Origin of the sequence: Mesorhizobium sp. M1A.F.Ca.IN.022.07.1.1 (assembly GCF_003997575.1) — a bacterium.
Classification (GTDB): Bacteria; Pseudomonadota; Alphaproteobacteria; order Rhizobiales; family Rhizobiaceae; genus Mesorhizobium.
The window spans coordinates 45877-64364 of record NZ_RZST01000003.1 but is presented as its reverse complement, the minus strand read 5'-3'; the positions used below and the strand labels follow the sequence as shown (position 1 = coordinate 64364).

Genomic DNA, 18488 nt, shown 5'->3' with positions numbered 1-18488 from the left:
GGATGCCTCGCTACCAGGTTGAGGAGCTTTACGGCGAAGAGGTGCTGTCTGCTCAAACGGTGGATGTCGACGAGCCAATAAAGGCGGCCGAGCGCATAGCTGGCGCTCCAATCTCACCGAGGGCTTTGCAGCAGCACTGGTTCAGGGTGGTCGACGAGCAAGAGAACGCCGTCTTCGAGTTCAGTTTGGCCGAGCCCGTGGCAAGGGATTTCTCGAAATGATCAACAGCCGGAAGAACGATCCGGACTGCCGCGCCGCCTTCCAAATGATCCGGGCGACCATCGAGGAGCATTGCCCACCCGGCGTGCTGATGAGCGAGGATGAGGTGAACGGCCATTACGGCCCGGAGTTGTTCGCTGAGGCCGAGGCGCTTTCCCGGGCCATCGTGCTCACCGTGCAGCGTCTCTCGATTGGTGATGTCGCGAAGCCGCCCGCGCAGCGCGGCGTTCAGCCCTCGTCACCAGCCGGTATCAATTCAAGTTCCGACGGCGATATCCCCGCCCTCAACTGGCTCAGCCGCAATTCGTCCACCCAATAGACCTCGCCGTCGACCAGCACCCGAGCTTCGTAGGAGCCACCTGAGAAGCGCTGCGCGGTGATGTAGACCTTGTGGCGGTCGAGCGCTTTGCGGACTGCCGCACGCTTTGCATTTTGGCTGGAGACGGAACTGTCCATGGTTATACGTGGAACTCGTGACGCAACACGGCGAGTCAATCTGATCCCGATCGAATCGTTCCGGCCGCGGTGGTCGAGAAACGCAAAAAAGACCCCCACCGGCCGAAGCCGATGGGGGAGACTGGAGCGATGTGCAGGGAATTACAGGGGGAGCGCCTGCGCTATCTGCAGGTAGAGCAGCACCCCGAGAGCGCCGGCCAAGAGAAAAATCAGGCCGGTGAGCACGTCGGATGAGGTGCGCGGGAACCTCACGGGCGGGGTCCTTTCAGCTGGTCGATGATCTGCGTCAATGCCAGTAACAACCCCGCAACCGTAAGAATGATCCACATCGATGTGGAGCCCAGCCAGCGCAAGCGCGTCCAGAGTTGAACGACGGCGAACCCCGCTTCGAAATGGTCCTCGTCCAGATCGAGGAATTTATCGAGCCGTTCGCGCCGCAGAGGATCCAGCCGGCCGGCCCAAATAAGGGCCTCGCGCTGCTTGCTGTCGAGGCGATCGAGCCAGAGGATCGTTTCGGGGTCGAGTTCGCGAAGACGCTGGGGGAACCCTCCGCTCATTTCACGAGCGCCTGGATGGTATCGCCCTTGGCGTGGTTGAGGCGAACGCAGTCCCCGAGACGGCGGCGATCTTCCGCGTGCAGCCGGGTCTCCTCATCCGTCGAGACGAACCGATGGGGGATATCGACCACGCCGAGGCAATCCTGCATCACGCTTGGATCGACGTGTGCCGTCGGCTTCGGCACCAGGCTATCGACCGATGGCGTCGAGGCGTTCTGACACCCCTGCAGAGATGCCATCAGGCTTGCAGCCAGAAGGATTGGTCGAAACAGGCGGTGCATTGTCTTGGTCCTTCTGCGCGCGCACCAGCTCGGCGATGCGGCCGGCGTCGCTATGCTGCTTGTCGATGTAGGCTTGTGCCGCGGCATCGATGTCCTGCTGCCGCGTCTTGTTGTCGGCCGCCTGAGCGATGGCGGCGAGCTTGATCTTCTCCTGCCACAGCGCGTCCTCCGCCTTTTGGCCGGCGGCATATTGTCGATCGACGCGGCCGTCGACCAAGCCGGCCAGGGCCGGCCCGACATAAGGGATGTCGCGGAGCGGCCCAATCGGCACGCCTTCGTACAAGAAGATGATGCCGCCGGCGACGATGATCGGCAGGCCAAAGCGCGACGTCGCGAAGACGAGGAACGGCCCGAGATATGGGATAGCGTAGAGCGGGTTCACTGTTGGCCCACCATGCACAGCGCCTTTTCACGCTTGCGACGTTCGAAGAGGCCGCGCAGGATCCTCCGGCCGGCCCTGTCGAACCACGTCAGGGCTTGGCAGCCGCCCGCGACATCACCAGCGTTGAGGCGGCGCGTTGCAGTGCTCTTGCCTGCCCTTGCGGGGCCGACGTTGTAGGCCAGGGAAGTGTAGGCCGCATCACGCGTCGCCGGCAGGCGAATGTCGATCGTCGACGGAGTGAAATAGCGGTGCAGGCCGGTGCGATGCTGGGCCACCTCGATCTTGAGAAGGTCGAGGCACTGCTGGTCGTTCAGCAGCATGTTGGCGTGGACGCCTCGCGTCGAGCCGTAGCAGATCGTCCAGATGCCGACGGCATCGCGGTAGGCGTGGTTGCTCTTGCCCTCTTCCTTAGCGATGAACGGCACCGCGATCGCAAGCGTCTGCGCCTCGGTTGCCGGACTGTCATTGAGCGAAGCGGCGCTGGATGGCCACGCGAGCAGCAGCGCCAATGCGAAGACGATCGCCGCGACGGCTACGATGCGGAGCCATTCCTTCCATGGCGACAGCCCCTGCTGGTAAACCCGCCCGACGATGCCGGCGAGCAGCAGCAGCACACCGAGCCACCAGGCGACATTCGGGTCATAGTCCTGCCCGGTCACGTGATACCAGAGCTCCGGCAGCACGAGCACTGCGAGGCCGAACACCTGCATCCAGAAACTCAGAGACAACAGCACCACGCGGCGCACGTCAGCGACGAGACGCATAACACTTCCTTTCCGCCCTAGAGGACAGCTTGATCAGATGAGAACGAGGACTCGAGTCGACGCCGGCGTGCGTGCCCGCCGTCAGAGCAGCGCGGCGGCCGTGAAGAACGCGTCGATCTGGGCCGACGTGTAGCCGAGCGCGGCGAAGCCGGTTTCCATCATCGGCTCATTGCGCACGAAGCTTCCACTGTATTCGAAGGCGTCTTGCACCTCGACAGGCTGCGTTCCGATCCAGGCGATGACCTGGGCGCGCAAACCGGCAACGCTTAGTTGGAGGTGGAATTGCCGAGCCGACACGCTTTCCGGGACAACGGCAGGCGGTGCCGGGGGAGCACTGAACACGCCATTGCTATAGGTGCCGCCGATATAGCCCGGCTCCGCGAGCGGGACGATCGTGAAGCCGTCGAGCGTGAAGGTCGGGTCGCCCTCGATGATGTTGACGACGTCGGTGCCTTGGATGACTGCCAGTTGCATGAATGCGGTCCTTATTTGAACTCGAGTATGAGAACGACGCCGGGCGCGCCAGCACCGCCAGCGCCAGCGCTGTACGAACCGCCGCCGCCGCCAGCGCCATATGCCTGCGCGGCCGCGCCGGCATTGTGGCTGTTAGCGGTCTGGCCGCCCGCGCCGCCGCCGCCCCAAAAACTTGCGCCGCCCTCGCCGCCTTGAGAGTTGCCGGTCGCATTGGTGCCGGAGCCGCCGTCGCCGCCGCCGAGGTTGAGTGTGCCGTTGGCTGCCGTGCCGCCCCGGCCACCGAGGCTCTGAGAGGCTGCGGCAGAGCCACCGTTCGCAGTGACAGTGCCGAATGCGGATGATCCACCTGCGGCGCCGGCAGCGCCGCCCGAACCAATTGTAACGGTCTGTGCCGAGACACCGTTCATGAAGAAGATGGCCGTGGCGCCAGCGCCACCGCCGCTTTCACTGCCGCTGCCCGTGCCCGTCGTGCCGCCAGCGCCGCCGCCCGTCACGAAAACGATTGCACGGCTTGCGCCTGCGGTCGGCGTATAGGTGCCCGAGGCAGTCTTTACCTGGACGTTGACAAGCGAGCCGGCAGCAGCGGTCGCCGCAGCGGCCGCCGCAAATGCCGTGCTGGCGATCTGCGCGCTGCTCGTGCCTGCCGCTGCAGTCGGCGCGGTGGGCACGCCGGTGAGTGCAGGGCTCACCAGCGTCTTGTTGGAGAGCGACTGCGCCGACGACAGGTCAGTGACGATCGTCGTGTCGATCGCGAACTGCGTGCCCGCCAGGGTGAGGCCGTTCCCGGCGGTGTAGGAACCGACCCCCGCCGTCTGGGCGAACGTGATCGGGTCGGTACCAATGACCGGGTTTTCCTTGGCATTCTGCGTCCAGGTCGTGGCGCCCTGCGTCGCTCCACCCGTCACGAACGTCTGGTCGCCAAGATCGATGTCGGCGGAGAGATTGTAGTAGGTCGCACGCGTCAGGACGAATGGCGCGCCTGCGCTACCGGTCGCCGTCACCGTGTAGATGCCGTTCTGGAACGACGAGGCCTGGTTCTTGACCAGGATCACGTCGTTGAGGTTCGCGGCGACGCCATCGACCGTCAAAGCACCGTTGGCAGAGGCGGTGAGCGTGGCACCGACGCCGGATGCTCCGTTGGCATAGGTGACCGCCGGAAGCGCGGTGGTCGTGGCCAGCCTGGTCGCCGGCAGCGTCGTGGTGGCGAAGATCGCTGCCTGCACATAGGCCGTCGTTGCCAGCTTGGTCGAATTGTCGCCGGGCGTCTGGGTGACGGCGGTCGAGGCCGAGCCAAGGGCAACGGTCGGGTTTGTGGCGAAGACAAGCGGACCGCTACCGGTCTCGTCGACCATCGCCGCGGCGAGCTGGGCGCTCGTGCCGCCGGCAAGAAAGGCCAGCATGTTCGCGGCAAGGCCCGAGACGTCGCTGACTGCAGGCTGCGCAAACGTCGGGTTGCCGCTGGTATCGACACCCGTCCCGAACTGATGGGGAGGAGCGGCCGCAGATTTTACGCCACCAAGGGCCACGGGCTGCGGCGTGGGTAGATCAGCCCCGATCAGCGCTCGGAATGCGGGCACTCCGCTTCCGAAGGCCGGAGTAGCCAGGATGAGGTTGGGGAGCTGCGAAGCGAGCGATATCCCGCTGTCGGCAAGGGCAGTGCCGCCGGTCGCCGAGAAAACGGGAATGTCGCCCACCACGGAGTTCGACGGCCCGACGATGGTGCCGTTGGCGATCGGTCCGATCGTTTGCCCGCCGATCTGGAAGAAGAGCCCAAAGATGGTCATCCAGATCTGGCCGTCGACCGGCACTCCCGGAGCAGCGCCAGGAGGGATGCTGAATCCAGCGCCGTTGGCCGTGGAAGCCTGGGTGTTGAGCGGCCCTTGCATCGTGTCGCCGCCCCGGTTCACCGGGGTATAACCGAGCGCGTCCTGCTTCTGCGAGAACAGGTAGCTCCACTGGCCAGCGGTCAGGACGTTGCCGTAGCTGAAGGGATTCATTTGCCCCAATCCGAATGTGTGTGAGTGGTCGGCTTACGAGAGGGCGACGATGCGGCGATCAGTCGAATTCGAAGATGACGACCACACCGTTGCCACCGGCCCCGCCTGCGCCGCCGCCGTCGCCACCACCGCCGCCGCCGCCGAGAGTGCCCGGACCGCCGGGCACCTGGACACCGGTCGAAGGAGTTGCGCCGCCGTAGCCGCCGCCACCCCAGAACGAGGTGCCACCGCAACCGCCTTCATGGCCGGAACCAGGCGATCCGCCGCCGCCGTGGATCAGGAGGGTCCCGGCGGTTCCGGTCCCCACCCCTTGGCCGCCCGCGCCAAATGAATTGGTGCCGCTGGAAGAACCGCCAATGCCGCCGGTAGCGACGGCAAGAGCGCCGAAAGAGGTTGTCCCGCCGGAACCGCCGATGAGATCGGAACCAGACGATGGATTGGGGACGCCGCCGGCGCCGATGGTGACGGTCTGCTGAGAGACGGCACCGAAATAGACCGCCGTTCCGCCCGCGCTTCCGCCGCCGCCAGTGAAGCCGTTTGCCGTGGCATTGCCGCCGCCTGCGCCACCTGCGCCGGTGGCAAAGACGAGCATGCTCTTGGCGCCAGCCGTCGGCGTGTAGGTTCCGCTCGCTGTCATGACGCGCATGGCCTTCATCGCGCCAGGGAGAATTGCGGCGAGCGCCGAGAGCGTGACCTCGCGGTCCGCACCGTCCGCCACCACATGCAGTGGAAGGCTGTCGTTCAAGGAAAGTGCGCCGGTGGGTGCCGGCAAAGTCGTGATGCTCAGCGAAAGGACCTGCTGATCGGTCGCGGCAAGGCCCGCGTTGGCCGCCACGGTCACCGCCGGGTTAAGCAGACGGAACGACGTCGTCGCGTTGTTGAACTCCAGGATGCCGGTGGCACTCGCTGGCCATTGCTTTGCCGTCAGCGCGGTCCCGTCCATGTTGACGATAGGATGGGTGCCCAGCCCGTCAATGTTGCCCGTCATGGCGCCGTTGTTGTCGAAAGCGGATTTCTGGACGACGAAGATCTGGCCGTCGACATAAGCGCTCGGCGCCGGCAGGACCGTGGCGGTGCAGACATTGGCCGAGCCCGCATCGGTACCGACCACGATGGGCGCGGATGCAGCTCCGATGTTGACCCAATTCGCGCCGCCCGTATCGGGGTCGGACGTATTGTCGTCGGCCGTGCTCAGCCAAACGACGCCAGTCGCCGCGCCAGCCAGCAACGCGCTCTTGGGATCCCCGCCGATCGCTGCCGAGAAGGCCGGATCGTAGGGGACCAGACCGCCTGCATTCTGCCACTGCGACCATTGCGTGATCTGCTGCAGAATGCCGTTCATGTCTTGGCCGAACGGCGGCACGCCGCCCGATCCGACCGGCAGGAAGTTGAGTGGCGGAAAGCCGTCGGTCAGTGAGGCCGCGCCATTCACAATCCCGATCTGCGAGCCGAGCGGGATGGAGCGGATGTAGCTCGGGCTCGCCGAAGCTCCCCAAGCTACGGGGAACTTGGCAGGCAAGGCGGAAAGCTTCATGGAGGGATCCTTAGATGATGACGACCGACGCCTTGACGCCGGTCGGCTTCGGCAAGACGCCGGAGTTCTGGACGATCGCGAGTTCGACAGGGGTCAGCTGGAAGGCGAAGGTGTAGGTCATCGTCATCGTCTCGATCGGCGAGCCCGCGTAGAACGATGCCTGGTTGAAGCCGACGGAGTTCAGCGATTCCTCGAAGCCGAACCATGTCCCGTAATTGCCGCCCTCGGTAACGTAGGCGTTGCCCCTGTTGGGGAAGAGGCTGAGCAGGATCTGGTTGATCGCCGGAATCGAGCTGTTGGTGATGTTGGCTGCAGCCTTGGCGAAGATGAGCCGGCGGTATGCCTCGTCCGACAGCGCGAAATTCGAGGTCAGCGGAGCGCCGGAATAGAACGCGCCTTGCCCGAACGGATCGGCTCCTGGCTTGGCCTCATCGAAGCCGAACCAGTCCCCGGTCGTGACCTGCAATACCCGGCTCACGCCGACGATGCTGCCCCAGACGTCGAGCCCATAGCCCTGCGCCGTGTCGACGTTCCAGATGTAGTCGAAGAACGCATCGAAGTTGGCCGTCTGGTCGAGATACGAGAAGATGTTCCCGATCAGTTGCGTCAGCGTGGGTGCATTCGCATACTGGCTGATGACAGTGCGCCAGACGTCGAAAGGCGGGAAATCGCCGATGGGGCTGATGCCAATGGCGAATTGGCCAAAGCCGTTCGGTATTCCGGCCGGTGGCCTGGGATAGGGAGGTCCTGTGTCTTCCATGATCGATCAGGTCAGGGTGACGAAGATGTCGTTGGGGGAGATCGTCGGCACCTGGTCGATGTCGACGGCGATGTCGAAGCGATTGGGGATCGCGGCCGTCATGGTCTCGATTGACACGTTCTTGTTGTTCGAGACGACATAGGTTCCGGTGCCGCCCGAGCCGGTGCTGAGCGCGGTGATGGTGGTGCCGACGGTCAGCGCGCCGGTGGTGTCGGAAATGATTTGCCCAACCGCCAGCTCCCCCGACGCAACGGCGGAGACCGTCAGTATCGTTCCGGCGATCTGGCCCGTGAAGACGGCGCTGGGGTTGTTGTTCGAGCCTACCTCGATCGAGATGATCTGCGCCCACGAGCCAAGGGCAGCCACGGGCGCGTAGAAGCGGCTCGCAAATAGCGTGGTGCCGATCTTCGCGCGCGGCCCACCATCGCCGCCAGCAAAGGCGCTGACGATGGCATTCTGGATTTGCGTCGCGGCATCGGCGGGGACGAGATGCGTGTTGACGATGTTGACCGCGAACAGGATCGCCAACGGATCGGGGATCTCGAAGCTCACCCGATAGGCAGGGTACGGCGGGACATAGCCGGGGCTCTGGTCGTAGACCGTGACCGTCGTATTGCCGTTGTATGCGCAGCCGGGCGCTTTGCGCGACCAGATCGCTTGCGCGACATCGTCAGCGTCGCCGCCGACCACCGCGACATAGAGCGAGTTCGGATAGATCGAGACGCCGCCAATGGTCTGGACGTCATTGCTGGCGTTCTCTGTCACGAACGCGTGGATGACGTTCGGCACCGCCAGCACCGCGCCCAGGACCGACGGAAGCGAGCCCTGCGAATTCAACGCGACGGAGGCAGCACGGCGCGCCTCGAAAGCCGACCGGCTCTCGACATTGTTGCCTAGCACGCCGTCATCCGGGTTCGTGATCGAATCCCATCCGGGGATCGCTCGAAAAATCTGGTCGAGGCTTCCGGCAGGGCATGGGATCGGCCCGACCACCAGGCACTCGAACGGCAAGGTGACAGTGCCGTCGACGCCGATGACGCCATCCTCGGTGCACAGATACTGGTTGCCATCTTCGGCAAGGGCCAACGAGCCCGTCGGGATGGCGACGCCCGGCAAGCCACTGCAGAGCGCCTGCACGACCGTCGGCTGGGCCGGGTTGCGCTCGATGAAGTAGATGCGCGCGATCGCATCCTGCATCCGGCCGGTCGCATAGGCGGGATCGACCTGGTTGGTGAAATAGAGGAACGTCGAGTTGACCTCGTCGATTACCGCCGTCTCGCTGCTGGCGAGCTGCCCCTGCGGCGTGTTCAGCGCGGGATTGAGGACGCCGCCGAACGCGCCGTTGATGTCCTCGGTCACGCCCGCCAGCACCTCCGCGGCCGACGGGATCAGGAACCCCGTGTCCGTCCATTGCGGCGGGGGAACGTTGGTGGTGTCGACCATGTGCTAGAAGCTCGCTGCGGTGGTGTTGCCGGCCGCGTGCGTCACCTGCACCTGGCCGGTGACAGTCCGATCGGTCCAGGACTGGATGAAGGTCTGCGCCGAGACCACGCCGGGCACCGTCAAGGCGGCACGATTGAAGTAGGCCTTCATGAGCGAGACCGGCGGCGCCTTGCCCAGGATCTGGTCGAAGTAGGGAATGCCCTGCGTGGTGTCGTAGTAGAGCTCGCCCGCGAACAGCCTGATCGCGCTCGCCGCGTCCTGCGCCAGCGCGTAGGGCTCGTCGGCGACAGCGATGTTGCCCGACGCGTCCGCCACTAAGTCCCAGGTGTCGGTGTCGAGAAGGAGCGTCTTCATGTTCCGGGCTCCGGTGGGCCTGACGTGCCGCCGCCGGGCTGGACGTTGGTGTGAAGATGGTTGAGCACGCTGATGTTCTCGCCACCGGCGCCGGCGATGACGTCGCCCGTCACCCGCAGCTGCGCGGTGGTGATGGTGATGGAGCCGGCCGCGAAGTCGATGATCTGCCCGTTCTTGTCGAAGAGCTTGATTCCGCCCTCGGTGAACTGGACGGCCTGGTCCTGGTTGGCCGGATTGGCGATGGCCCCCTGATAGATGCCGTCCGACATGTTGCCGCGCCGGAAGCTGCCCGGGTTTGACTGCGCTCCGCCGTTGGCTTTCAGCGCCGAGATGTCGCGGTCCGAGATCGTCATGTGGCCGATGTCGCCGACCTTCGGATCGTTGATGATGCCGTTGGTGCCGCCCTGGTTGCGCATCGTGGCGATGCCGTAGATGACGCCGTGGGGCGTCTGGTTGCCTTGCCCGTCCGTCTGATTGATCAGCGGCATCACATCCACCGTGGGCGGCGCGCCGACGCCGCCACCATGCACCGCGACGACCTTGACGGGGATGCCCGTGCGCGCCTGCGCCAGCTCCTGGCGAATGAGGAAGCGCAGCCGGTTGATCTCGGCGGTGTCGTCAGATGTGGTCTGCTGACCGAAATAGCCTTGGCCGCTCATGCCGGCGCCGAGGCATCAACGGCGATGCATTCGAGGAGCATGAACCACTTTCCGTGGGGCATCATTGCCTCCAACTGATACTCGAGGCGGTTGACCTTCCATGTGCCGTTGGCCGGCGTCAGGTCGCTCTGGATCTGCACCTTGCCCTGATACTTCACCGCCGGATTGTAGAGCGCGCGGACCAGCACGAAGGCCTGCTGGAAGAACGGGTAGCCGACCATGCCGGTGTCTTTCGAAATCAGCACCGTGTCACTGTTTCGCGCTTTGCCGGGCGGCGTGATGACCATCGTGCCGCGATCGATGCCGACGTCGAAGCCGCCGTCGCGCGCGATCGCCAGCATCTGCGTCCACGCCGTGCCCGGATAGTAGGGGTTGGCGAACTTGACCTTGACGCCGGCGTCTTCGAACGCCAGGCCCATCTGCCCCGCGAGAGATTTCATCATCTGCGAGGCGTCGCCGGAGCCCTTGATGCTCAGCGGCGGGATCGGCTGCGCGGCATGGAAGACGCCCGGGAGCGAGCTGATCCGGAAGCACACGTCTGGCATCGCCTGCGCGTCGACATAGGCGTAAACGATGGTGCCGGTCCACACGACGTTCTGGCCGGTCTCGTCATCTCCAGCGAGCACCGAAATGCCGTTCTTGTACATCTGGAGATACTGTGAACCGACGGTGGATAGCTGGTTCATCAGAGCCAGCGGCAGGCCCCAGATCGAAATTTCCGCTTGCCCCGAGCCTTGCCCGGCGTTGACGATGTTGCAGGCGACGCGCAGCCCGAATACCTCCGCGGTGTTGCCGCCGCCTTCAAACTGACCGTTTGCCAGCTCGAACTCGACGGAAATTCGCTTCTGGCTAAACGCCATCTCGATCACCGCCTCACATGAAGAAAGTCACGCCCATGCCGAAAGTCCTTTCCGCCGCGAGCGCCGCCCTTCTGATTTTCACCGTCGCGCCGGCGCTGGGGAAGCCGAACAAGGCCGCGCTCGAAAAGACTTATCTCGACCTGAATGAGCAGTGCCGCGGCGGCTCGGGCGATGATCCCGACACCATCAAGGCGTGCGATCAGCGCGAGGCGGTAGCGGCGCAGCTGAAAGTACTGCACACCTGCTTTGCCGGCGACCGGTTCAAGCGCTGCAAGTGATCAGCCGACGCCCGCCGGGAGCTCGCTCGCCGACACATAGGCGAGGCTGTAGCGCGTGCCGAGCCCGGTATAGTACGGGTCGGTGTCGCCCTGGTTGTCGATGAAGAGCAGATCGCCGGAGAAGCCAAGGTAAAGCGACCGGACGATCCGGTTGAGGTTCTGGCAGATCACGCCGCCGATCACGAGCACGTTGTCGACATAGAGGTCGATAAACAGGCCCGTGTTCTTCTGATAGAGGCTGATCTGCGAGACCTGCCCGTCCAGCGTCACGCCGACCGCCTGGTTCGGCACCGCCTGCAGAGGAATGATGACCATCAGAAGCTCCCGGCTGGCAGGCCAGACGATGTCTTGAATTGCTCGAGCTGCGCGCTGCTCGCCGGCGCGGTCTGCACAGTGCCGCCGTTGACCTGAGAAGCGCCGCTCGGATCCTGGGTGTTCGACATGGCGGCGCTGACGGCCTGCCGCACTTCGATCAGCCAGATATCGACCGAGAGAAGCCCCATCCCCTCATTCGAGCGCCGGCTGTAGTCGTAGTGGGTGATGTTGCAGGAGAGGTAGACAGCCTCCGGCGTCACCACGTCATAGAGGTTGGTGTCGCCGGCGACGGCCGCGATCGACGCCAGCATCGCGGCGCGGTTTGCGGCCGATCCGCCGGCGGTGAAGCGCAGCCGAGCATCATAGGGTATCTGGACCTTGTCGTAGCTCTGGAAGGCCCCCTGTTCGACCGGGAAGTCAGAGATCGACCATTGCTGGCGATACTGCACCTCCACGATGTTGTCGGCGATGATCACCGGCACTCCGCCGAAGTAGATGCCCCATGGCTGCAGGCCGAAGGCGCTCGACAGCAATCCGAAGGCGTCCTGCGTCAGAAGTTCAAGAATGCCGGCCATCACGCCAATCCACTATTTGCCTGCGCGGTGAACAGACGGCGGCTGAGCGCGTCGTTGATGTCGGCCGCAACGCCGTTGGCATCGGTGGCCTGGCTGTGAACTTCGACCTTGCCGATGTGGGCCTCCACCGAGCTGTTCGACGTCGTGGCCGTGTGCGTGCTCGAGATGTTCGACAGCGCCGCCGATGCGGCGCCGGTGTTGATCCCCTTCATGCCCCGGTAGGTCCGGCCGGTATAGGCGTCCATGCCGCTCCAGGCATTGTAGCCCTCGGCGCGCTCGAACATCGATGCACCGGTAGCGCCCTGCGCATCGGTCTTGGCATTGCGCAACATGCTGCCGGCCCGGCTCTCGGGGCCGTTCAGCTCCGACAGGACGAACTGATACTGCGTGTCGGCATCGTTCCAGTCTTTGCCGCGCGCCTTCGCGAAGGCCATGAGGCGCGCCTTTCGCGAGCCCAGCCATTGCGCCACACCGGACGCGCCGATGCTGTTGACGGTCGAGGGACCCCCAGCCGCCTCGACATTCATCCAGCGCGAGATGAGGCCGCGCGCGCCGGCATCCGACAGGCCGCCGCCCGTGAGGGTCTGGTAAGCCTGCGATTGCCGTTCTGGCGTCCACCAGCCTCGGGTGCCACCAGAGGCGTGCTGCGGGCCGGTAGGACTGGTCCCGCCCACCATGCCGCCGACGAGACCGCCGGCCTTGGACGATGCGCTGCCGCCGCCGAACGCAGCGCCGATGCCACTGAGGAGATTGCTCCAGAAGCCGCCGCCCGAGTTGCTCTGCTCGGCCGTCGTGACCGGCACGGGATTGCTCCTCGAGATCGGCTTGCCGTCGACCGCGATCTTGTCGTCGGCATCCTTGCCCGAATGGCTTCCAGGCGCTTTGCGCAGGTGGGCCATGAGCCAATTGCCGATGGTGCCGTGGTCGCCGGCGTGGGGATCGGCGCGCAGGTGCGACCCGCCCCATTTGATGGCGGCCGCGCCGGCAAGGAGCATTCCAACACCCGTTGAAATGGTGCCGAGAAAGCCCAGGCCGGCGCGAGCACCGCCAGCGGCGACGCCGCCGGCACCTCCGGCAGCGAGCATGCGCATATTGGCGAGAACGCGAAGAAACTTCGCGCCGAGCCACAGGCCGAACAGGATCTCGGTGGCATGGACGATGCCGCCGACCCCGTCGACCACCTCTTTCGCGCCCGACGCGAAATTCTGCATGCCGGTCTCGACGGCGTTCCAGTCGATCTTTTCGAGCCAGTCGAGGAACTTTTTCACCGCGTCGACGATGCCGGTCTGGATCCAGTCCTGGTTCTTGTCGATCCATGCCGACATCTTGTTGGCCGCGTCCACCAGGACCGGGCCGAGCTTATCGTTGATGGCGTTGGCGAGCGCGATGATGTGCTGGAGGAGCTCGGCCCAGCTGGCTTGCAGTTTCTGCGCGGCTTCGATCGCCGAGTTGCTGGGCGACAGGCTCTTCTGGAGCTTGTCGAGATGATCGTCGATGCCTGAGCCCATCTTGTACATGAGCTGCTCGGTCGCCGGGTCGATTCCCAGCGCCTGCGCGACATTGTGAGCCGCGCCGGCGTCGATCTGGTGCAACCTCTGCAAAGCCGCGGCGACATCGGAAAGGTATCGATCGAGCCCATGGTTGGGGTCGATCCGCATGCCGGTCCAGGCCTGCAACTGCGAGAACTCGCGAGGCAGCGCCTCACCGTTCTTGTTAAGGTTGTAGAGCTGCTTGTTGACGCGCTCCAGGGTCGACGCGGTGGCGTCGGCCGAGCCGCCGAAGCGTTCGGCTGCATTCTCCCAGGCCGCAATGCGCTGGGGCGATTCACCGAGACTCGAGGCGAAGCGGCCAAGCGAGGCGTCTGCATTGGTGAGCTTGCGCACAAACTCGCTGAGCGCCTGGCTGCCGGTGATGACGGCGAAGAGTTCGAGCACGCGCCGCGTGATCAGGTTGACGGTCTCGGCGGCCTTCTTCGAACTTTCCTCGACGTCCTTGCCGCCCTTCCGGAAAGCGTTGACGGTCTTGAGCCAGCTCTCGGACGTCTTCTTCTGCTGATCGGTGAAGTCCTTGGGATCGAGGCCGAGCGTGACGATCAGGCTGTCAATGACCGTTGGCATTCTCGTCCCTTTTCCTCAGCAGCATCAGGTTGTGGGCGTCGACCATCGCCACTTCGAGAAGGTCGTGGACGTCCTCGATCGACAGCCACTCGTCTAGCTCGCGGAGCGAGGTTTTGCCCTTTGAGAGAACCTGACCGATGGCTCGGGAGACATTGCCGTATTCGAGGAGGTGGACGCCGGCGACTGTGTCGAGATCGATTTCGACTGGTCGCCTTTGGTAAAAAACCGACGTGAAGGTTGATGACCTCCTGCCGGAGCTGGATCAGCGTCGCGATCTCCTCGACGTCACCCTCGATCAGCGGGCGCTGGATGGCCGGGTTGCGGGGATCGGGCTTGATGGTGACGCATTCCATCATCTCGTCGAGCAGCGGCTCGGCATCCTCGAACGCGATCTTGGTGATCGCTCGTATGCCCACGATGGCGATGCCCTGCATGCCCATGCCGGCGAAGTCGTCGGGGAGCTCGACGCCGGAGCGCGCCACGGCGAGCAGCGCGCGCATCGCCCATTTCTCCGCGCGCGTCGCTGGCATCTCGCGGATGTGAAAGGTCTTGCCCTGGTCACGGCCGTCATCGGCGATCGTGACGTCGATCTCTTTACGCATGGATTACCTCAGTTCGGGACGCTTTGAACGCTCTGCCAGCGGATCGCGAAACGGCGCGGCTGCAGGATCTTGGCCGCCGCCGGCATCGGCGGCAGGCTCACCAGGAAGCCCTTGGTGGAGATGTAGGAGCGGCCGAGCGACGGCAGCGTCGTCGAGCCGTTGGCCGTGTAGACGTCCTTGGCCTGCACCTGCGTCGCCGCCCAGGTCTCGAAGAAGGCGATCGAAGGGGAATCGGCCTGCAACACGAACGTCTGGTTGATCGGGTTGTAGACGAAGCCACCCGACAGGATGCCGTCGACGCCCATGGCGGTCTCCACCTGGTCGACACTGTCCATGTCGTAGATGTTGTCGGTGGCGAAGCCCTGCAGTTGAACCGGCGTCGGAAAGAGGTTCGGCACGGCAAGGGTGATGACCGCGTTCGCGGCGGTTAGGGTCGACATGGTCTGGCTCCTGACGGGTGGATTGGTTGCCGCTTACTGGACGAGGGTCGAGGTCAGCTCGATCTGCTGCACGGACTCGCCGTCCATGTACCAGAAGTTGATCGGCGGGCTCTGGCGGGCTTGGCGCACCTGCGGAGTGGCGTCGTTGACCTGGAGGTACCAGCCTTGCAGTTGGAGGGTGTCGTTCGCCTTCACGCCAGCCGCCGAGTTGATCTGCGCGATCTGGAGCGCCGACAGCGTCACGCCGGCGCGGATCGCGCCGAAATTCAGCGCCTGGTTGATCGGGTCGAGGCAAGCCGCCTTGATCAGCTCATACCCGGCCGCGTTGTACGGCACCGAGTTGATGTTCTGGAGCAGCTCCATGAGGGAGAGCTGGAGCTGGTTGTTCAGCCAAATCTGGTTGATGTAGCTGTCCAGCCATTCGAACTCGCCCGACACCGTGCCGTTCTGGAACTCCAGGAACTGCTGCGCGGCCGTCGCATAGGCGCCGTAGAAGTTATAGCCGTTGGCGATGAGATTGCTCGCCACCGTCGCGGTGGTGACGCCTGCCACCAGCCCATCCTGCCCTCGGAATGCGAAGGTGATGCGGCCGTTGGTCTGCTGGAAGTCGATCGAAGCGGCCGCGCCGCAGATGAAGGCGGCGATCTGCGCCGGCGTCGTGATCCCGCCGGCCGGATGGTAGATGGCGCAGGTGCCGTCGAGATTGGCGCTCGCGATGATGTTGCCGAAGCTCGACGTCGCATCGTTGCCTTCGGTGGGAGTGATGTCCGTATCCCAGGCGATGTAGGCATAGCGCTTGTTGGTGTTGTTGACCCACTCGGCAAAGGCCTGCTTCTGCACGCTGCCCGAACCGCCATCGGGATCGAAGATCGTCATGAACGTCGCCCAATTCTGGGTGAGCTGGGTGATCCCGGCCATGAAGGCGGCAGGCGTCGTTCCATCGGCGCCCTGAGAGAGCGTCGCGCCGGTCGCCTGCGTCAGGAAAAGCCCCGCCGCGACCGGGCCGGTGGCGAAGGCTGCGGACGACGCCGCGCCGGCGATGGCGGAGGTGATGACGAAGCCGCCGGAGACCGAGTCATAGCTGACGTCCAGCGGCGTGGCCGACGCCGTGATTGCGCCGCTCGCCACCGTTTGGGTCTCGTCGACGAAGTATGTACCCGTAAGGCCTTCACCGGTACCAAGCTGCACGATGCGCGTGCCGGCCGTCACCCCTGCACCGGCAATCGTCTGGCCGATCGCCAGGGTGCCGCTTGCGAGCGCAGTGACCGTGAGAGTGCCATAGGTTGCCGAAACCGCAGTGCTGGCGACCACCTGCTCGATCGACACCGCATATTCGCCGATGCCGCCGGGCGTTCCCGACAGCTGGTCGGTGATCTGCGTGCCGGCCGAGACGCCAGCGCCGGAGAGCGCCGCGCCGGCGACAAGAACGCCCGACGTCACGCCGGTCACATACATGACGTTGCCGGCAATGGAGGCGGTCACGGCTGCCGTCGCGGGGGCGATGGCGCCCGTCACGGCGGCCGCCTGCGGAGGAGCGGAGTTCAGGTCGGTCTGGATCAGCGCCGCGGCGGCCGAGAAGCTGTTCGCGCTCGACAGATCGATCGCGTTCGCGGTGCGCACATAGCCGTCGACGTTGACGCTGAGCGTGCCGCTCAAAGCCTGGAGTTGCGCCAGCGAGAGCTGGTCGGCCTTTCCGCCTTGCAGATAGGCCGCGACCGACGCGGACGCATACTGCGCGAACAGGATCGTGGCCGGCTTCTGGGTCGAGTTGTTGAAGCCGTTGAAATAAACCGCCGCGATCTCGGCCTCTTCCGAGGACGGGCCGAAGAAGTTCGCCACCGACACACCGTCGTTCGGAAACGAGAGCACCTGCCCGATCGGGACGCGGGTGTTTTGGGTCAGCACGAGGCCGTTCATCACGAGCGCGTTGCCGCCCGCGTTGAGAACGTTCGGAATGACGTTCACAAGCTGCGAGGCCGGGATGGTCGTCATGGACCAAGTCCTTTCTGTTGGAGGGGTCAGGCCGGGAAAGTCGCCTCGACGTTGACGACGGCGATCGCGGCTTGGTCGGCGAATTGCTGTGGCAGGCCGATTGCCTGGTTGGCCTGCAGATGCACGTCGACGACGTAGCGGGTCTCGTATTGCTGCTCGCCGTTAAAGAACGGCACCTGCTTGGGCTCGTCGGCATAGAGGGGCGCGCTATCGATGCCGGCATCGGCGAAGTACCGTGTCGCCCGCTCATCGCGGATCAGGGTGGCGATCGTCTGCGCCATGTCGGAAGCGCTGCCATCCGAGGCGCTATGCACGTCGAGCTGGATGACGACGTCGGTTGGCTGCACGATGGTCTCGGCACCGCTCGACAGGAACTGCGCCGCCACGGTCTGCGCCGGCGTGACCGTGTAGGTTCCGACGCCGCCCGGCGTGCCATCGGTCTGCGCGCTGATCAGCGTGCCGGCGGCCACCGGCGTTCCGAAGACGGTCGCCCCCACCAGGAGCGTGCCGAGCGAGACCTGAGTGACGGTCATCACCTCATCGGCGATCGAAGCCTCAAAGGCGCAGTCCTGATAGGTGTCGACGTTGGTCGAGAGCCGGCCGCGGCGGCTCACCGTCATGGTGACGAAATCGCCAGCCGGCTCCGGGACGCGGTTGTCTTGCGCCGAGATCACTTCGACGCCGGCGGGCAGGTATTGCAGCAGAAAGCCGCGCAGGACCGTCTGGATGCCAGACTGGCTGGGGACCGGGCCGCTCATCAGACGCTGGTGCCGATCCCGCGCACCGTGGCCTCGCCGGCACCGACCGGCTGGCACCAGACCTGGTCGCCGGCGGCGAGCGGGAACGGAACGAAGCTCTGGGAGAGCAGGACGCCGTTCGAGGCACCCTCCGCAGACTGGCTGTCGGCGATCGCTGCCAGCACGCCGCCTATGCTTGTCACCTGCAACAGAGCCGATGAATAGTTGGCCCCGTCGGCGACCTTAGTCCACTGGCCGGCGGGGCATGGCACCATGAAGGTTCCGTTCGCCATATCAGGCTCCATCCATTTGCAGGGTCACGGCGCACTTGCACCAGTCGGGCCACGACTCGAGCACGAGTGCTACGAGCCAGGTGTCGCCTTCCGGGAAAGTGCCGGCGGGGAAGACAAAGAGATCGCCGCCGACTTGCAGCTCTCGCACCACGCCGAGGGCCGAACCGTTGAGGTAGACGGCGCGGCGCACGCCCTGAATGTTGAGCCCGTCGAGCAGCTGCAGATCGTTGTAGGTAAGCGACTGCGCCTGCAGAGAGACGCTGGGCACGTCGACAAAGCTCGGGGTGCGCGTGCCGTCGGCCGCCGTGGTGTAGCCGCTGGACCGTTTCAGCCTGGCGGTCACGAACGGGTTCACCGTCCCGATCGCCGCCGAGACGATCCCGTGCAGGTTCATGGTCG

The 18488-nt window shown here is 64.9% G+C and carries 24 protein-coding genes; 3 read left to right on the top strand and 21 right to left on the bottom strand.

Annotation, left to right across the window (positions count from 1 at the left end):
- Nucleotides 1–2 precede the first annotated feature (2 nt).
- Nucleotides 3–221, top strand: coding sequence for a hypothetical protein (locus EOA75_RS01520; protein WP_127215461.1), 219 nt, complete (start codon nt 3–5; stop codon nt 219–221).
- The gene (locus EOA75_RS34800) at nt 218–538 is read left to right on the top strand and encodes a hypothetical protein (protein ID WP_245466532.1); all 321 of its coding nucleotides are present in this window, start codon (nt 218–220) and stop codon (nt 536–538) included. Before EOA75_RS01520 ends, EOA75_RS34800 begins: the two co-directional genes overlap by 4 nt.
- Nucleotides 539–923: 385 nt before the next feature.
- Here the strand turns inward: EOA75_RS34800 and EOA75_RS01505 are convergent, their stop codons facing one another.
- From EOA75_RS01505 to EOA75_RS01450, 12 genes are all read right to left on the bottom strand, one after another.
- Nucleotides 924–1232: a hypothetical protein gene (locus tag EOA75_RS01505; protein WP_127323431.1), complete on the bottom strand. Its 309-nt coding sequence runs from the start codon at nt 1230–1232 to the stop codon at nt 924–926.
- A complete protein-coding gene (locus EOA75_RS01500) occupies nt 1229–1417 on the bottom strand; it encodes a hypothetical protein (RefSeq protein ID WP_127323430.1) in 189 nt (62 codons plus the stop codon). The genes EOA75_RS01505 and EOA75_RS01500 overlap by 4 nt, the downstream gene beginning before the upstream one ends.
- Before the next feature lie 4 nt (nt 1418–1421).
- Complete coding sequence (locus EOA75_RS01495; protein WP_127323429.1) at nt 1422–1895, bottom strand: hypothetical protein; 474 nt, start codon at nt 1893–1895, stop codon at nt 1422–1424.
- Nucleotides 1892–2659 (bottom strand): lysozyme, encoded by a 768-nt coding sequence (locus EOA75_RS01490; protein WP_127323428.1) that lies wholly within the window; start codon nt 2657–2659, stop codon nt 1892–1894. The genes EOA75_RS01495 and EOA75_RS01490 overlap by 4 nt, the downstream gene beginning before the upstream one ends.
- A gap of 81 nt (nt 2660–2740) precedes the next feature.
- Entirely contained in the window at nt 2741–3133 is a 393-nt protein-coding gene (locus tag EOA75_RS01485; RefSeq protein WP_245429377.1) for a hypothetical protein, read from the bottom strand.
- A gap of 11 nt (nt 3134–3144) precedes the next feature.
- Nucleotides 3145–5130, bottom strand: coding sequence for a hypothetical protein (locus EOA75_RS01480; protein ID WP_127323427.1), 1986 nt, complete (start codon nt 5128–5130; stop codon nt 3145–3147).
- 58 nt (nt 5131–5188) lie between these two features.
- Nucleotides 5189–6664, bottom strand: a complete 1476-nt coding sequence (locus EOA75_RS35530; protein WP_164747238.1) for a hypothetical protein — start codon at nt 6662–6664, stop codon at nt 5189–5191.
- A 10-nt stretch (nt 6665–6674) separates the two neighbouring features.
- On the bottom strand, nt 6675–7424 hold the full coding sequence (locus EOA75_RS01470) for a DUF2612 domain-containing protein (protein WP_127323426.1): 750 nt from the start codon (nt 7422–7424) through the stop codon (nt 6675–6677).
- Between the two features lie 6 nt (nt 7425–7430).
- Nucleotides 7431–8867 (bottom strand): baseplate J/gp47 family protein, encoded by a 1437-nt coding sequence (locus EOA75_RS01465; protein WP_127323425.1) that lies wholly within the window; start codon nt 8865–8867, stop codon nt 7431–7433.
- 3 nt (nt 8868–8870) lie between these two features.
- On the bottom strand, nt 8871–9221 hold the full coding sequence (locus EOA75_RS01460) for a hypothetical protein (protein WP_127323424.1): 351 nt from the start codon (nt 9219–9221) through the stop codon (nt 8871–8873).
- Nucleotides 9218–9880 carry a hypothetical protein gene (locus EOA75_RS01455; RefSeq protein WP_127323423.1) on the bottom strand — a complete coding sequence of 221 codons (663 nt, stop codon included), beginning with the start codon at nt 9878–9880 and terminating at the stop codon, nt 9218–9220. Before EOA75_RS01455 ends, EOA75_RS01460 begins: the two co-directional genes overlap by 4 nt.
- On the bottom strand, nt 9877–10740 hold the full coding sequence (locus tag EOA75_RS01450) for a hypothetical protein (protein ID WP_127323422.1): 864 nt from the start codon (nt 10738–10740) through the stop codon (nt 9877–9879). Before EOA75_RS01450 ends, EOA75_RS01455 begins: the two co-directional genes overlap by 4 nt.
- Nucleotides 10741–10775: 35 nt before the next feature.
- On the opposite strand from EOA75_RS01450, the gene EOA75_RS01445 reads away from it, so the two are divergent.
- The gene (locus EOA75_RS01445) at nt 10776–11018 is read left to right on the top strand and encodes a hypothetical protein (protein WP_127323421.1); all 243 of its coding nucleotides are present in this window, start codon (nt 10776–10778) and stop codon (nt 11016–11018) included.
- Here EOA75_RS01445 and EOA75_RS01440 read toward each other — a convergent pair whose 3' ends face one another.
- From EOA75_RS01440 to EOA75_RS01400, 9 genes are read right to left on the bottom strand one after another with little or no spacing between them, the layout of a single operon-like run.
- Nucleotides 11019–11333, bottom strand: a complete 315-nt coding sequence (locus EOA75_RS01440) for a hypothetical protein (protein ID WP_127239336.1) — start codon at nt 11331–11333, stop codon at nt 11019–11021.
- Nucleotides 11333–11908, bottom strand: coding sequence for a phage baseplate protein (locus tag EOA75_RS01435; RefSeq protein ID WP_127323420.1), 576 nt, complete (start codon nt 11906–11908; stop codon nt 11333–11335). Before EOA75_RS01435 ends, EOA75_RS01440 begins: the two co-directional genes overlap by 1 nt.
- Complete coding sequence (locus EOA75_RS01430) at nt 11908–14025, bottom strand: phage tail tip lysozyme (protein ID WP_127323419.1); 2118 nt, start codon at nt 14023–14025, stop codon at nt 11908–11910. The genes EOA75_RS01435 and EOA75_RS01430 overlap by 1 nt, the downstream gene beginning before the upstream one ends.
- Nucleotides 14001–14627: a hypothetical protein gene (locus EOA75_RS34445; RefSeq protein ID WP_206516948.1), complete on the bottom strand. Its 627-nt coding sequence runs from the start codon at nt 14625–14627 to the stop codon at nt 14001–14003. The genes EOA75_RS01430 and EOA75_RS34445 overlap by 25 nt, the downstream gene beginning before the upstream one ends.
- Before the next feature lie 8 nt (nt 14628–14635).
- Nucleotides 14636–15067 (bottom strand): hypothetical protein, encoded by a 432-nt coding sequence (locus EOA75_RS01420; protein WP_067328704.1) that lies wholly within the window; start codon nt 15065–15067, stop codon nt 14636–14638.
- A 33-nt stretch (nt 15068–15100) separates the two neighbouring features.
- Nucleotides 15101–17059: a DUF3383 family protein gene (locus EOA75_RS01415; protein ID WP_127323418.1), complete on the bottom strand. Its 1959-nt coding sequence runs from the start codon at nt 17057–17059 to the stop codon at nt 15101–15103.
- 26 nt (nt 17060–17085) lie between these two features.
- A complete protein-coding gene (locus tag EOA75_RS01410; RefSeq protein WP_127323417.1) occupies nt 17086–17817 on the bottom strand; it encodes a hypothetical protein in 732 nt (243 codons plus the stop codon).
- The gene (locus tag EOA75_RS01405) at nt 17817–18089 is read right to left on the bottom strand and encodes a hypothetical protein (protein WP_127323416.1); all 273 of its coding nucleotides are present in this window, start codon (nt 18087–18089) and stop codon (nt 17817–17819) included. The genes EOA75_RS01410 and EOA75_RS01405 overlap by 1 nt, the downstream gene beginning before the upstream one ends.
- A gap of 1 nt (nt 18090) precedes the next feature.
- Nucleotides 18091–18483, bottom strand: a complete 393-nt coding sequence (locus EOA75_RS01400; RefSeq protein WP_095825890.1) for a hypothetical protein — start codon at nt 18481–18483, stop codon at nt 18091–18093.
- Nucleotides 18484–18488 lie beyond the last annotated feature (5 nt).

Coding starts and splice junctions, on each gene's coding strand:
- EOA75_RS01520 (WP_127215461.1), top strand. CDS start 3: ATGCCTCGCTACCAGGTTGAGGAGCTTTACGGCGAAGAGGTGCTGTCT.
- EOA75_RS34800 (WP_245466532.1), top strand. CDS start 218: ATGATCAACAGCCGGAAGAACGATCCGGACTGCCGCGCCGCCTTCCAA.
- EOA75_RS01505 (WP_127323431.1), bottom strand. CDS start 1,232: ATGAGCGGAGGGTTCCCCCAGCGTCTTCGCGAACTCGACCCCGAAACG.
- EOA75_RS01490 (WP_127323428.1), bottom strand. CDS start 2,659: ATGCGTCTCGTCGCTGACGTGCGCCGCGTGGTGCTGTTGTCTCTGAGT.
- EOA75_RS01485 (WP_245429377.1), bottom strand. CDS start 3,133: ATGCAACTGGCAGTCATCCAAGGCACCGACGTCGTCAACATCATCGAG.
- EOA75_RS01480 (WP_127323427.1), bottom strand. CDS start 5,130: ATGAATCCCTTCAGCTACGGCAACGTCCTGACCGCTGGCCAGTGGAGC.
- EOA75_RS35530 (WP_164747238.1), bottom strand. CDS start 6,664: ATGAAGCTTTCCGCCTTGCCTGCCAAGTTCCCCGTAGCTTGGGGAGCT.
- EOA75_RS01470 (WP_127323426.1), bottom strand. CDS start 7,424: ATGGAAGACACAGGACCTCCCTATCCCAGGCCACCGGCCGGAATACCG.
- EOA75_RS01465 (WP_127323425.1), bottom strand. CDS start 8,867: ATGGTCGACACCACCAACGTTCCCCCGCCGCAATGGACGGACACGGGG.
- EOA75_RS01460 (WP_127323424.1), bottom strand. CDS start 9,221: ATGAAGACGCTCCTTCTCGACACCGACACCTGGGACTTAGTGGCGGAC.
- EOA75_RS01455 (WP_127323423.1), bottom strand. CDS start 9,880: ATGAGCGGCCAAGGCTATTTCGGTCAGCAGACCACATCTGACGACACC.
- EOA75_RS01450 (WP_127323422.1), bottom strand. CDS start 10,740: ATGGCGTTTAGCCAGAAGCGAATTTCCGTCGAGTTCGAGCTGGCAAAC.
- EOA75_RS01445 (WP_127323421.1), top strand. CDS start 10,776: ATGCCGAAAGTCCTTTCCGCCGCGAGCGCCGCCCTTCTGATTTTCACC.
- EOA75_RS01440 (WP_127239336.1), bottom strand. CDS start 11,333: ATGGTCATCATTCCTCTGCAGGCGGTGCCGAACCAGGCGGTCGGCGTG.
- EOA75_RS01435 (WP_127323420.1), bottom strand. CDS start 11,908: ATGGCCGGCATTCTTGAACTTCTGACGCAGGACGCCTTCGGATTGCTG.
- EOA75_RS01430 (WP_127323419.1), bottom strand. CDS start 14,025: ATGCCAACGGTCATTGACAGCCTGATCGTCACGCTCGGCCTCGATCCC.
- EOA75_RS34445 (WP_206516948.1), bottom strand. CDS start 14,627: ATGCGTAAAGAGATCGACGTCACGATCGCCGATGACGGCCGTGACCAG.
- EOA75_RS01420 (WP_067328704.1), bottom strand. CDS start 15,067: ATGTCGACCCTAACCGCCGCGAACGCGGTCATCACCCTTGCCGTGCCG.
- EOA75_RS01415 (WP_127323418.1), bottom strand. CDS start 17,059: ATGACGACCATCCCGGCCTCGCAGCTTGTGAACGTCATTCCGAACGTT.
- EOA75_RS01410 (WP_127323417.1), bottom strand. CDS start 17,817: ATGAGCGGCCCGGTCCCCAGCCAGTCTGGCATCCAGACGGTCCTGCGC.
- EOA75_RS01405 (WP_127323416.1), bottom strand. CDS start 18,089: ATGGCGAACGGAACCTTCATGGTGCCATGCCCCGCCGGCCAGTGGACT.
- EOA75_RS01400 (WP_095825890.1), bottom strand. CDS start 18,483: ATGAACCTGCACGGGATCGTCTCGGCGGCGATCGGGACGGTGAACCCG.